The following is a 13,326-nucleotide window of genomic DNA, read 5'->3' on the forward strand; positions in this document are numbered from 1 at the left end:
ACAATCAGTACAGCAGGTGTTTTCAATTTTGATCCAGGAGACGGAAATGTCATACAGTGGCGAACGAGATAACTTTGCACCCCATATGGCTCTGGTGCCAATGGTTATTGAACAGACCTCACGCGGTGAGCGTTCTTTTGATATCTATTCCCGTCTGCTCAAGGAACGCGTTATCTTTTTGACTGGCCAGGTGGAAGACCACATGGCTAACCTGATCGTGGCGCAGATGCTGTTTCTGGAAGCGGAAAACCCGGAAAAAGACATTTACCTGTACATTAACTCGCCGGGCGGTGTGATTACGGCGGGCATGTCTATTTATGACACCATGCAATTCATCAAGCCGGATGTGAGTACCATTTGTATGGGACAGGCGGCATCCATGGGCGCGTTCCTGCTGACCGCAGGCGCGAAGGGCAAGCGTTTCTGCCTGCCAAATTCCCGCGTGATGATTCACCAGCCGCTGGGTGGCTATCAGGGCCAGGCGACGGATATTGAAATCCACGCCCGTGAAATATTGAAAGTAAAATCGCGCATGAATGAACTTATGGCGCAGCATACGGGTCAATCTCTCGAGCAGATCGAGCGCGATACCGAGCGCGATCGCTTCCTCTCTGCTTCCGAGGCAGTTGAGTACGGCTTAGTCGACTCCATTTTGACCCATCGTAATTGATGCCCGCGACGCGAGTGGGCCGCTATACTAAGGTAGGGCGGCATTGTGCTTAATGGCAGCTTGCGTCTGAAAATGGCATTTGCGTCGTCATGTGCGGCACAAAGAACTTAAAAAGAGGTTTGGACTCATGACAGATAAACGCAAAGATGGTTCGGGCAAACTGCTGTACTGCTCTTTTTGCGGCAAAAGCCAGCATGAAGTGCGTAAACTGATTGCCGGGCCGTCCGTGTATATCTGCGACGAATGTGTTGATTTATGTAACGACATCATTCGCGAAGAGATTAAAGAAGTCGCACCGCACCGTGAACGCAGCGCGCTGCCCACCCCGCATGAAATTCGTCATCACCTCGATGACTACGTCATCGGTCAGGAGCAGGCGAAAAAGGTGCTGGCTGTGGCGGTGTACAACCACTACAAACGCCTGCGCAATGGCGATACCAGCAATGGCGTAGAACTGGGTAAAAGTAACATTCTGCTGATCGGGCCTACGGGTTCCGGTAAAACGCTGCTGGCTGAAACGCTGGCGCGCCTGCTGGACGTTCCCTTCACTATGGCAGATGCCACCACGCTGACCGAAGCAGGCTATGTGGGTGAAGACGTTGAGAACATTATCCAGAAGCTGCTGCAGAAATGTGATTACGACGTGCAGAAAGCCCAGCGCGGGATCGTCTACATCGATGAGATTGATAAAATCTCCCGTAAGTCCGACAACCCGTCCATCACCCGTGACGTGTCGGGCGAAGGCGTGCAGCAGGCGCTGCTGAAGCTGATCGAAGGTACGGTTGCGGCCGTTCCACCGCAGGGCGGACGTAAGCATCCTCAGCAGGAGTTCCTGCAGGTAGATACCTCCAAGATCCTGTTTATCTGCGGCGGTGCTTTCGCTGGCCTGGACAAAGTGATCTCTCACCGTGTTGAAACCGGCTCCGGCATAGGTTTTGGCGCGACGGTGAAATCAACGTCTGAAAAGCCGAACGAAGGCGAACTGCTGTCGCAGGTGGAACCAGAGGACCTGATTAAGTTTGGTCTGATCCCTGAGTTCATCGGCCGTCTGCCGGTTGTTGCGACGCTGAACGAACTGAGCGAAGACGCGCTGATTCAGATCCTGAAAGAGCCGAAAAACGCGCTGACCAAGCAGTATCAGGCATTGTTCAATCTTGAAGGTGTGGATCTCGAATTCCGCGACGAAGCGCTGGATGCGATCGCCAAAAAAGCGATGGCGCGTAAAACCGGTGCCCGTGGCCTGCGTTCTATCGTTGAAGCGGCGTTGCTCGATACCATGTACGACCTTCCTTCCATGGAAGACGTCGAGAAAGTGGTTATTGACGAATCCGTCATCGGCGGTCAAACAAAACCGCTGCTGATTTACGGCAAGCCGGAAGCACAGCAGGCATCTGGCGAATAATTCGCCAAATCATACAAGTAGTTAATCAAAAAGGGGGGATTTTATCTCCCCTTTACTTTTTCCTGATTCATAGCGTTGAATGTGTGGAATACATCCCCATATACTGGATTACATGTTAATGGTTGTGCGAGGCACAGTCGCATGACCAGTTTACCTGGCGGACACTAAACTAAGAGAGAGCTCTATGAATCCTGAGCGTTCTGAACGCATTGAAATCCCCGTATTGCCGTTGCGCGATGTGGTGGTTTATCCGCACATGGTCATACCCTTATTTGTAGGGCGGGAAAAATCTATCCGTTGCCTTGAAGCCGCCATGGATCATGATAAAAAAATCATGTTGGTTGCGCAGAAAGAAGCATCAACGGATGAGCCGGGTGTAAACGATCTTTTCACCGTCGGGACCGTGGCCTCTATTTTGCAGATGTTGAAGCTGCCGGACGGCACCGTGAAGGTGCTGGTCGAAGGCTTGCAGCGTGCGCGTATTACCACTCTGTCTGACAATGGCGAGCACTTCTCTGCAAAGGCAGAGTATCTTGATTCGCCTGAGCTTGACGAGCGCGAGCAGGAAGTGCTGGTTCGCACCGCGATTAGCCAGTTTGAAGGCTATATCAAGCTGAACAAAAAAATCCCACCAGAAGTGCTAACGTCGCTGAACAGCATCGACGATCCTGCACGCCTGGCTGACACCATCGCGGCGCATATGCCGCTCAAGCTCGCGGACAAACAGTCCGTGCTGGAAATGTCCGACGTGAACGAGCGTCTGGAATATCTGATGGCGATGATGGAGTCTGAAATCGATCTGCTGCAGGTTGAGAAGCGTATTCGCAACCGCGTGAAAAAGCAGATGGAAAAATCACAGCGTGAGTACTATCTGAACGAGCAGATGAAGGCCATTCAGAAAGAGCTCGGCGAGATGGACGACGCGCCGGATGAAAACGAGGCGCTGAAGCGCAAGATCGACGCGGCGAAAATGCCGAAAGAGGCAAAAGAGAAAGCGGAAGCCGAGCTGCAGAAGCTGAAAATGATGTCTCCTATGTCGGCTGAAGCGACCGTCGTGCGCGGCTATATCGAGTGGATGGTGCAGGTTCCGTGGAACGCCCGCAGCAAGGTCAAAAAAGACCTGCGCCAGGCCCAGGAAATCCTTGATACCGACCATTACGGCCTTGAGCGCGTGAAAGACCGCATTCTTGAGTACCTTGCGGTGCAGAGCCGTGTGAACAAAATTAAAGGGCCAATCCTGTGTCTGGTTGGGCCTCCAGGGGTGGGTAAAACCTCTCTGGGCCAGTCCATCGCGAAAGCGACCGGACGTAAGTACATCCGTATGGCGCTGGGCGGCGTTCGCGATGAGGCGGAAATCCGCGGTCACCGTCGGACCTACATCGGCTCTATGCCGGGTAAACTGATCCAGAAAATGGCAAAAGTGGGCGTTAAAAACCCGCTGTTCCTGCTGGATGAGATCGACAAAATGTCTTCCGACATGCGTGGCGATCCGGCGTCGGCTCTGCTGGAAGTGCTTGATCCAGAACAGAACGTGGCGTTCAGCGATCACTATCTGGAAGTGGACTACGATCTGAGCGACGTCATGTTCGTGGCAACCTCCAACTCCATGAACATTCCGGCCCCGCTGCTGGATCGTATGGAAGTGATTCGCCTCTCCGGCTATACCGAAGACGAGAAGCTGAACATCGCCAAGCAGCACCTGCTGCCGAAGCAGATTGAGCGTAACGCGCTGAAGGCCAGCGAACTGACCGTTGAAGACAGCGCGATTGTGGGCATCATTCGCTACTACACCCGTGAAGCGGGCGTGCGTAGCCTTGAGCGTGAGATCTCTAAACTGTGCCGCAAGGCGGTTAAACAGCTGCTGCTGGATAAGAGCCTGAAGCACATTGTGATCAACGGTGAAAACCTGCATGCCTACCTGGGCGTTCAGCGCTTTGACTATGGCCGTGCGGACAACGAAAACCGCGTAGGCCAGGTGACCGGCCTGGCGTGGACGGAAGTGGGCGGCGATCTGCTGACCATTGAAACCGCCTGCGTTCCGGGTAAAGGCAAGCTTACCTACACCGGCTCGTTGGGTGAGGTGATGCAGGAGTCCATCCAGGCGGCATTGACCGTGGTGCGCGCGCGCGCGGAAAAACTGGGTATCAACCCTGATTTCTACGAAAAACGCGACATCCACGTTCACGTACCGGAAGGTGCAACGCCGAAGGACGGCCCAAGCGCAGGTATTGCGATGTGTACCGCACTGGTCTCATGCCTGACGGGGAACCCGGTTCGCGCCGACGTGGCGATGACTGGGGAAATTACCCTGCGTGGTCAGGTTCTGCCTATCGGTGGTTTGAAAGAGAAGCTGCTGGCGGCGCATCGCGGCGGAATTAAAACCGTGCTGATCCCAGACGAAAACAAACGCGATCTGGAAGAGATTCCTGACAACGTGATTGCCGATCTGCAGATCCATCCTGTGAAGCGGATTGAGGAAGTTCTCAGTCTCGCGCTGCAGAATGAGCCGTCTGGAATGCAGGTTGTAACCGCAAAATAGTGACCTCGCGCAAAGAGCGTCAATAAAAACAGGGCTGGTAAGTGATTTCGTACTTGCCAGCCTTTTTTTGTATAGCTAATTTAGATTGCTGATTGGGCCAGCCATCAACAACGGGTGTTGTAAGCTCATGGCAGGCCTGATATAACTGCTGCGCGGTCGCGTTGTGAAGGATTCAGGCGCGATATAAATTATAAAAGAGAGGAAGAGAACAGTGAATAAATCTCAACTGATTGACAAAATTGCTGCGGGTGCTGATATTTCTAAAGCTGCAGCTGGACGTGCGTTAGATGCTTTAATTGCTTCTGTTACTGAATCTCTGCAAGCTGGGGATGACGTTGCGCTGGTAGGTTTCGGTACTTTTGCTGTTAAAGAGCGTGCTGCCCGTACTGGCCGTAACCCTCAGACCGGTAAAGAGATCACCATTGCTGCTGCTAAAGTTCCTGGCTTCCGTGCCGGTAAAGCGCTGAAAGACGCAGTAAACTGATTGCTTTCTCGCTTCAGGGAAGCCGAAAAGTACAAGGGCGCATCATTTGATGTGCCTTTTTTGTATGTCCAGACCTGATTTATACGAGTTTATGCGAGTTGTGGGCTGACAATCACCCTGGTTTCTTGTCACAATACGCCTTTACGCGCGACGGTCAGGATTCTCCGTGAGCGTCAGGTAACCAGTCACATACAGCGGAGTGTAGTTACACCATGATGGACAGCTTACGCACGGCTGCTAACAGTCTCGTGCTCAAGATTATTTTCGGTATCATTATCGTGTCGTTCATATTGACCGGCGTGAGTAGTTACCTCATCGGCGGTAGCGCCAACTATGCCGCTAAAGTGAATGGCCAGGAGATCAGCCGCGGGCAGTTCGAAAATGCGTTTGCGGGTGAACGTAACCGCATGCAGCAGCAGCTGGGCGAACAGTTCTCCGAGCTTGCGGCTAACGAAGGCTATATGAAAACGCTGCGTCAGCAGACGTTGAACCGCCTGATCGACGAGGCTCTGCTGGATCAATATGCCAAAAGCCTGGGGCTTGGCATTAGTGACGATCAGGTAAAAAAAGCCATCTTCGCCACGCAGGCCTTCCAGTCAAACGGCAAGTTCGACAACGCGCGCTATAACAGCATTGTGAATCAGATGGGCATGACGGCCGATCAGTACGCCCAGGCGCTGCGTAACCAGCTGACGACCCAACAGCTGATCAATGCCGTTGTTGGTACGGATTTCATGCTGAAAGGCGAAACTGACGAACTGGCGGCGCTGGTCGCGCAGCAGCGCGTTGTGCGTGAAGCGACCATTGATGTCAATGCCCTGGCGGCGAAACAGCAGGTCAGCGACGCAGAAGTTAATGCCTATTATGAGCAGAACAAAAACAGCTTTGTTGCGCCAGAGCAGTTCCGCGTCAGCTACATCAAACTTGACGCCGCTGCGCTGCAGGAAACGGCTTCTGACGCGGAAATTCAGTCTTTCTACGACCAGCATCAGGATCAGTTCACGCAGCCTCAGCGTAACCGCTATAGCGTGATTCAGACTAAAACCGAAGCGGACGCTAAAGCGGTACTGGACGAACTGAACAAAGGCGCTGATTTCGCTACCGTGGCGAAAGCAAAATCTACCGATATTATCTCTGCGAAAAACGGCGGCGATATGGGCTGGCTGGAAGACGCGACCACGCCTGACGAGCTGAAAAATGCGGGCCTGAAAGAGAAAGGCCAGCTGTCTGGCGTGATCAAATCCTCCGTGGGCTTCCTGGTGGCGCGTCTGGACGACGTTCAGGCCGCAAAAACCAAGCCGTTAGCTGACGTTCGTGATGACATCGCGGCGAAAGTGAAGCAGGAAAAAGCGCTGGATGCATTTTACGCGCTGCAGCAGAAAGTGAGCGATGCGGCGAGCAACGACAATGAATCTCTGGCGGGTGCTGAACAGGCCGCAGGCGTGAAAGCGGTTGAGACCGGCTGGTTTGGCCGTGACAATCTGCCTGAAGAGCTGAACTTCAAACCGGTTTCTGACGCTATCTTCAACGGCGGTCTGGTTGGCGAAAACGGCACGCCGGGCAGCAACTCGGACATCATCACCGTTGACGGCGACCGCGCCTTTGTTCTGCGCGTGAGCGAGCACAAAGCGGAAGCGGTGAAACCGCTGGCAGACGTGAAAGAGCAGGTTGTTGCTCAGGTAAAACACACCAAAGCTGAACAGCAGGCGAAGCTGGATGCTGAAAAAGTATTGGCTGAACTGAAGGCGGGCAAGGGCGATGCGGCGATGAAAGCGGCCGGTCTGAGCTTTGGTGAAGCGAAAACCCTGAGCCGTACCGGTCAGGACCCTATCAGCCAGGCGGCGTTTACCCTGAGCCTCCCAGCGAAGGACAAGCCGAGCTTCGGTTCCGCGACCGATATGCAGGGCAATGTGGTTCTGCTGGCGCTCGACGAAGTGAAAGCGGGTACCTTGCCAGAAGCGCAGAAGAAAGCGATGGTACAGGGTATTACCCAGAATAATGCTCAGATCGCTTTCGAAGCGATGATGAGCAACCTGCGTAAAGACGCCAAAATTAAGCTGGGTGATATCATTACACAGCAGTAATTATTACGCGTTTGCTCGCAGAATTTCGTAACGCTCTGCAAAAACTAAAGGCCGCTTTCGCGGCCTTTTCCACATTTGTAATCTGCTGTTTGTGCCTGTTTTCTCGTAGGGTTATCGTGCCGTGGCTGTCAACAAACAAGGAGATAACAGCATGAAACGTGGAATCAAAGCACTGTTAATTACGCTGGCAATGGCTACCGCCGGGATGAGCAATGGCGCACTGGCGGCGACGCCAGCGGCGAAAACACAGGCCGCGCAGGCCCAGTCTGATGCAACCGCGCAAACGCCCGTGCAGACAAAAGCCGTAGGGGCAGCCAGGGTCTCTGATGACGATGGTTCGCGAGTGAGCATCAATTCTGGCTCCGCGGAGGATCTGGCTCGCGTAATGAACGGAGTAGGGCTTAAAAAGGCACAGGCGATTGTGAGCTACCGCGAAGAGTATGGTCCTTTTAAAACGCTTGACGATCTCAAGCAGGTGCCGGGAATGGGCAGCGCGCTGGTTGAGCGCAACCTCTCACACCTGACGTTGTAATCGCGCAATTTCTTGCACTGCGGCAAAATTTTGCCAGGATAAAGAGGTCATACCAGTTATGACCTCTAACCCTATAACAACAGTAAAGGCTATTGCGCTATGCAGACAAAAATCAAAGTACGCGGTTTCCATCTTGATGTTTACCAGCACGTCAATAACGCCCGCTATCTCGAATTTCTGGAGGAGGCGCGGTGGGACGGGCTTGAAAACAGCGACAGCTTTCAGTGGCTGACCGCGCACAACATCGCCTTTGTGGTCGTCAACATTAACATTAACTACCGCCGCCCGGCCGTGTTGGGCGATGTGCTCACAGTAACCAGCCAGGTACAGCAGTTAAACGGTAAGAGCGGGGTGTTAAGCCAGGTGGTGACGCTGGACCCTGAAGGCCAGGTGGTCGCCGACGCGCTGATTACGTTTGTCTGTATCGATCTCAAAACGCAGAAAGCGCTGCCGCTGGAGGGAGAGCTGCGCGAAAAGCTGGAGCTAATGATCGTTTAGGTAATAGTGAGGAGTAACCGTGCTGTCGATATGTACCCTTCGACAGCACGGTAGCGTCACTTATTTCAGACCGGTCTTTTTCTTCATCGCGGTCATCACGCCGACCTTATCGGCAAGATAATGATTCAGGCCGTTAGCGCGCAGGTTACAGGCGGCGCACTGGCCGCATCCATCGCCTTTAATGCCGTTGTAGCAGGTCAGGGTCTCTTCGCGAACCAGGTCCAGCTTGCCCCAGTAGTCTGCCAGCGCCCAGGTTTCCGCCTTATCCAGCCACATCAGCGGCGTTTCAAAACGCGTTTCTTTTGCCATGCCCAGATTAACGGCGTGGTTCAGGGCCTTCACAAACTCGTCGCGACAGTCCGGGTAGCCGGAAAAGTCCGTTTCGCATACGCCGGTAATCACCGCTTCGGCCTTCACCTGATAGGCATAGATCGCCGTGAGGGTCAGGAAAAGAATATTGCGACCGGGAACAAAGGTATTTGGAATGCCGCTGGCGTCCGGCTCGTAGTCCGGTACGGGAATGCTGTCGCGGGTGAGGCTGCTGACGGCCAGTTCGTTCAGCAGCGTTACGTCCAGCACCTTGTGCGCGCGTGCGCCCAGTTTTAACGCCAGCTCCCGCGCTACGTCGATTTCAGCGCGATGACGCTGGCCGTAATCGAAAGTAACGCAGTGAACTTCATCATATTGCTGAAGCGCCTGAACCAGGCAGGTAGTGGAATCTTGTCCTCCGCTGAACACGACGACGGCACGTTTCATAAATCATCTCAACAGTTACGGTAAAACATTATGGTAACGCCTGGCCACAGCGGGGACCAGCTTCTTCATGCTTTGGGCGCGGGAAGCCAGGCTTCGGTGAAATCAAACCAGCCCCGCGTGTTTAGGTGAATGCCGTTAACGCCCGGCGGGGCGCTGACCTGATACTGGTAATTAAACAGGGGCGTTAACACCGCATTTTCCATCAGCCGGATAAAGATGGCCTTCAGGCCGGCGTGCCGGGCCCGCTCGTCGATCTGGCTCTGAACGGCATCAAGGGTTGCCTGCAGATGCGCGTATTGCGGGGCGCTCAGAAGGTGCGGCCAGAGCGCATCGCAGCGTAGCCACTGTTCAAGGGTATATTCCGGCGCTTCACCGATGAGGCGGTCGCCCATCATAATATCTGCCTCCGCAAGCGCCGGGCAGCCGTCCCAGGTTTTGGCATCATGGAATATCACCTTGAGCGTGCAGCCCTGCCTGGCCAGATAGCGTTTTAGCTGATTAGCCATGGTGTGTAACTCCACGGGGAGGTGATACACCAGCGTCAACGCATCGGGCAGGGAAACGTTCGTTAAATCCGACCACTGGGGGATCAGCCAGCCCGGCAGCAGCTCCTCCGTGGGCATAATTAGCCCTTCATCCAGCGGAAGCGTGTGCAGCAGCGTGGAGAGATGAATGATGTTGATCAGCCGCCGCGCCTGCATTTCGCTCAGATTCGGACCCTGCTTCAGCGTGAGATAGCAAAACCCCAGGCTGGTGCTGTTGCCGACCTTTCGGAGGCTGGACAGCTCTTCAGGCTCGCCAATGGCGATTTGCACGGGATGACGACAGCTTGTTCCCAAACCCCGATCGAAAAGCTGTGGCGTGATCCAGTACTCGATGGCTTTCAGCAAGGGGTGGCTAAGATGATATTGCTCATGGCTTTCCAGGCGCACCAGCTCGGGATCGTAGGCGACGATCCTGAAGGGTCCGCTCCCCGTCATGGGCCGATCGGGGTGCGCCAGGCGGCTGCAGTAGCTCGCCAGCCGGTGCGCAAGCCAGTAGTCCGGCTGATGCAGCCGAAACGTCAGGCACTGCGGGTGGGTAACGTCAACGCTTATCACGCTTTGAAAGAGCTTGTTCAGAGCCGGCAATGCCAGCAGCGCCGTCAGGCTTTGCTGAAGCTGCGCCGTGCTGATTTTGTCACCGTTGTGCCAGTGCAGCGTCGAGCGAATATAAAAGTGCCAGCGCAGGCCGTCGGGAGAGACCTCCCAGTGGTGGGCGAGATCGCCTACCGGCTCGCTGCCGTCGCCGTGAAAGCGCGTGAGCCCGGAGAAAACGTGCCCAGCCAGATGCTGTTCGGCGCGGCCGGGTAAAAAGCCGGGATGAAGCGGGTCCAGCGAACGGTAGTAGGGAATCCGCAGCGTCGGCGTATCGTTTTGCCACTGTCCGCCCAGAAACGGATGCAGCAGCACGCGTAAATCGTCGGGCGCAAGCTGGGCCAGCTCAAGAGCGTTATGCTGCTGCCCGCTCCTTAAGGCCTCTTCCATCATCGTATTGCGCAGGGAATCCGGCGTAACGTGAAACGTCAATTCACCGCGCTTGCCGCGGCCTGACCGCGCGCGCCAGCTGAGCCATCCCGCCTCCTGGGCCTGGCGCAGGAGCGTGCGCACGTGTCGCTCGCTGCAAAAGCAGCGGTCGGCAAGTTCGGCGACGGTGACCTGCTGCGTCGCACCGGCAGAAGGATGCCAAAGGCGCTGGTACTGATTAAGGCGGTTAAGCTGACGCATAATAAACCCGGAACAATAATCATCATCTATTCACTATTACTTCCGTATATCTCACGTAATACTGATGCACAAGTTAACCGCATCACACTTCAGGAGTATTTATGGCCCGGCTCGCTGCATTTGATATGGACGGTACGCTGCTAATGCCGGATCACCGCTTAGGCGATAAAACCCTGGCCACCCTGAAGCGGCTGCGCGAGCGCGACGTTACCCTGACGTTTGCTACGGGGCGCCACGAGCTGGAGATGCGTCATTTGCTGGGCGCGCTTTCTCTGGACGCGTATTTGATCACCGGCAACGGCACGCGCATTCACTCCGTTGAAGGGGACGTGCTGCATCGCGAGGATCTCAACCCGGAAGTGGCGGATATCGTTCTCCACAGCGCCTGGGATACGCAGGCCAGCGTCCACGTTTTCAATGACGGCGGCTGGTTTACCGGCCGGGAAATCCCTGAGCTTTTGCACGCGCACGTCTACAGCGGTTTTAAATATCAGCTTATCGACCTGCGCCGTCTCCCCGCCCATGCGGTGACCAAAATCTGTTTCTGCGGCGATCGTGATGATTTGTGCCGTTTACGCATCCAGCTAAACGAAGCGCTGGGCAACCGTGCGCATCTGACGTTCTCGGCGGTGGATTGTCTGGAAGTGCTGCCGGTAGGGTGCAATAAAGGATCGGCCCTCGCGGTGTTGAGCGACCATCTCGGCTTCACCATGCAGGACTGTATGGCGTTTGGCGACGCGATGAACGACCGCGAGATGCTCGGCAGCGTCGGTCGCGGTCTGATCATGGGTAATGCGATGCCGCAGCTCATTGCGGAGCTGCCTCATCTTCCGGTTATTGGACACTGCCGTAATGAAGCGGTGTCCCATTTTTTGACACATTGGCTGGACAACAACAACCTCCCGTATTCCCCCGAATAGTGAGATCCTTCCAGCAAGCCAGGCTTCTGCCTGGCTTTTTTTTATTTCACCAGCTCGGCAATCTCCGCTTTCCACGGGGCAATGTCGCCAATATTGGCCTTCACCCATTCAGCGTTGTAATAGGTATCCAGATAGCGCTCGCCGCTGTCGCACAGCAGGGTAACGATCGAGCCCGTGCGGCCCTCTTCGCGCATCCGGGCGGCCAACTGCAGCGCGCCCCACATGTTAGTACCGGTGGATGCTCCCACCTTGCGGCCCAGCTGCGTTTCCAGCCAGTGTGCCGTAGCGACGCTGGCGGCGTCCGGCACGCGGAGCATTTCGTCTACCACGTCAGGAATAAAAGACGGCTCCACGCGCGGGCGACCAATTCCTTCAATTTTACTCCCCACGGGGCTGCGCAGGCCCGCATCGCGGGTTTGCCAGTAGTCGAGGAACACGGAGTTCTGCGGGTCAACCACCATCAGCTGGGTATCGTACCCCTGGCAGCGAATGTAGCGGCCGATGGTGGCCGACGTTCCGCCCGTCCCCGCGCTCATCACCACGTAAGACGGAACGGGATGCGGCTCGTGGGTCATCTGGCGGAAAATACTGTCCGCGATGTTGTTATTGCCGCGCCAGTCGGTCGCGCGTTCGGCAAAGGTGAACTGGTCCATGTAGTGGCCGCGAAGCTCGCGGGCCAGCATTTCGGAAGCGGCGTAGATTTCACAGGCGCTTTCCACGAAGTGGCAGCGTCCGCCGTAAAATTCAATCTGCTCGATTTTGCGTTTTGCCGTGCAGGAAGGCATCACGGCGATGAACGGCAGGCCCAGCAGGCGGGCAAAATAGGCTTCGGAGACGGCGGTCGAGCCGGATGACGATTCAATAATCGTCGTGCCCTCGTTAATCCAGCCGTTGCACAATCCGTACAGAAACAGGGACCGAGCAAGGCGATGCTTCAGGCTGCCGGTAGGATGCGTGCTCTCATCCTTCAGATAGAGCTGAATGCCGGGAAATCCAGGCAGGGCAAGGCGAATGAGATGGGTATCTGCTGAACGCTGATAGTCGGCATTTATCTCGCTGATGGCATGTTTAACCCAGGTGGTATTCATCGTAATTATCCGTTTGTCATTTTGTGCCCAGCATAGCGAATAGCACAGAAAAAATTGTTGCTATCTGGCCTTTAAAATAGAATTAAGGGAGAAAAATTTTCTCTGTGAGGTGAGCATGTTAGATAAAATTGACCGCAAGCTGCTTTCACTCCTGCAAAACGACTGCACCCTCTCTTTGCAGGCGCTGGCAGATGCCGTTAATCTGACCACCACGCCGTGCTGGAAGCGCCTGAAAAAGCTGGAAGACGACGGCATTCTGCTGGGGCGCGTCGCGCTGTTAGATCCCGAAAAGCTGGGGCTTGGGCTGACGGCCTTTGTTCTGATAAAAACGCAGCACCACAGCAGCGAATGGTACTGCCGCTTCGTTACCCAGGTTTCAGAGATGCCCGAGGTGCTCGGCTTCTGGCGCATGGCGGGAGAATACGACTATCTGATGCGCGTTCAGGTGGCGGATATGAAGCGTTACGATGATTTCTACAAGCGGCTGGTCAACAGCGTCCCGGGCTTATCGGACGTCACCTCGAGTTTCGCGATGGAACAGATTAAATACACCACTGCATTACCCATTGAATAACCAAGTAAAATAC

General features: G+C 55.0%; 12 protein-coding genes. 9 read left to right on the forward strand and 3 right to left on the reverse strand.

The window, feature by feature from the left end; genetic code table 11:
* The first annotated feature begins 46 nt into the window (after positions 1-46).
* The 7 genes from clpP (at position 47) to V1599_RS07715 (ending at position 8,209) form a co-directional block, all read left to right on the forward strand.
* Positions 47-670, forward strand: a complete 624-nt coding sequence (gene clpP / locus V1599_RS07685; RefSeq protein WP_112011258.1) for an ATP-dependent Clp endopeptidase proteolytic subunit ClpP — start codon at positions 47-49, stop codon at positions 668-670.
* A 127-nt stretch (positions 671-797) separates the two neighbouring features.
* Positions 798-2,072 carry an ATP-dependent protease ATP-binding subunit ClpX gene (clpX, locus tag V1599_RS07690; protein WP_112011259.1) on the forward strand — a complete coding sequence of 425 codons (1,275 nt, stop codon included), beginning with the start codon at positions 798-800 and terminating at the stop codon, positions 2,070-2,072.
* A 184-nt stretch (positions 2,073-2,256) separates the two neighbouring features.
* Complete coding sequence (gene lon, locus V1599_RS07695; protein ID WP_112011260.1) at positions 2,257-4,611, forward strand: endopeptidase La; 2,355 nt, start codon at positions 2,257-2,259, stop codon at positions 4,609-4,611.
* Between the two features lie 211 nt (positions 4,612-4,822).
* Entirely contained in the window at positions 4,823-5,095 is a 273-nt protein-coding gene (hupB, locus tag V1599_RS07700; protein ID WP_002444653.1) for a nucleoid-associated protein HU-beta, read from the forward strand.
* A gap of 212 nt (positions 5,096-5,307) precedes the next feature.
* The gene (gene ppiD / locus V1599_RS07705; RefSeq protein ID WP_112011261.1) at positions 5,308-7,179 is read left to right on the forward strand and encodes a peptidylprolyl isomerase; all 1,872 of its coding nucleotides are present in this window, start codon (positions 5,308-5,310) and stop codon (positions 7,177-7,179) included.
* Between the two features lie 151 nt (positions 7,180-7,330).
* Entirely contained in the window at positions 7,331-7,711 is a 381-nt protein-coding gene (locus V1599_RS07710) for a helix-hairpin-helix domain-containing protein (protein WP_112011262.1), read from the forward strand.
* 99 nt (positions 7,712-7,810) lie between these two features.
* Positions 7,811-8,209 carry a YbgC/FadM family acyl-CoA thioesterase gene (locus V1599_RS07715; RefSeq protein ID WP_006176913.1) on the forward strand — a complete coding sequence of 133 codons (399 nt, stop codon included), beginning with the start codon at positions 7,811-7,813 and terminating at the stop codon, positions 8,207-8,209.
* A gap of 60 nt (positions 8,210-8,269) precedes the next feature.
* Here the strand turns inward: V1599_RS07715 and queC are convergent, their stop codons facing one another.
* Both queC and V1599_RS07725 read right to left on the reverse strand, forming a co-directional pair.
* Positions 8,270-8,965, reverse strand: a complete 696-nt coding sequence (gene queC / locus V1599_RS07720) for a 7-cyano-7-deazaguanine synthase QueC (RefSeq protein WP_112011263.1) — start codon at positions 8,963-8,965, stop codon at positions 8,270-8,272.
* A gap of 65 nt (positions 8,966-9,030) precedes the next feature.
* Positions 9,031-10,731: an SgrR family transcriptional regulator gene (locus tag V1599_RS07725; RefSeq protein ID WP_395301287.1), complete on the reverse strand. Its 1,701-nt coding sequence runs from the start codon at positions 10,729-10,731 to the stop codon at positions 9,031-9,033.
* Between the two features lie 101 nt (positions 10,732-10,832).
* Between V1599_RS07725 and cof the strand changes: the two genes are divergently transcribed.
* Entirely contained in the window at positions 10,833-11,651 is an 819-nt protein-coding gene (cof, locus tag V1599_RS07730) for an HMP-PP phosphatase (RefSeq protein ID WP_112011265.1), read from the forward strand.
* 41 nt (positions 11,652-11,692) lie between these two features.
* Here cof and V1599_RS07735 read toward each other — a convergent pair whose 3' ends face one another.
* A complete protein-coding gene (locus tag V1599_RS07735) occupies positions 11,693-12,739 on the reverse strand; it encodes a PLP-dependent cysteine synthase family protein (RefSeq protein WP_395301288.1) in 1,047 nt (348 codons plus the stop codon).
* Positions 12,740-12,854: 115 nt separating this feature from the next.
* Here V1599_RS07735 and V1599_RS07740 point away from each other — a divergent pair, with 115 nt between their 5' ends.
* Positions 12,855-13,313: an Lrp/AsnC family transcriptional regulator gene (locus V1599_RS07740; protein WP_023310581.1), complete on the forward strand. Its 459-nt coding sequence runs from the start codon at positions 12,855-12,857 to the stop codon at positions 13,311-13,313.
* Positions 13,314-13,326: the final 13 nt, after the last annotated feature.

This window comes from Enterobacter sp. ECC-175 (assembly GCF_043968675.1).
GTDB lineage: Bacteria > Pseudomonadota > Gammaproteobacteria > Enterobacterales > Enterobacteriaceae > Enterobacter.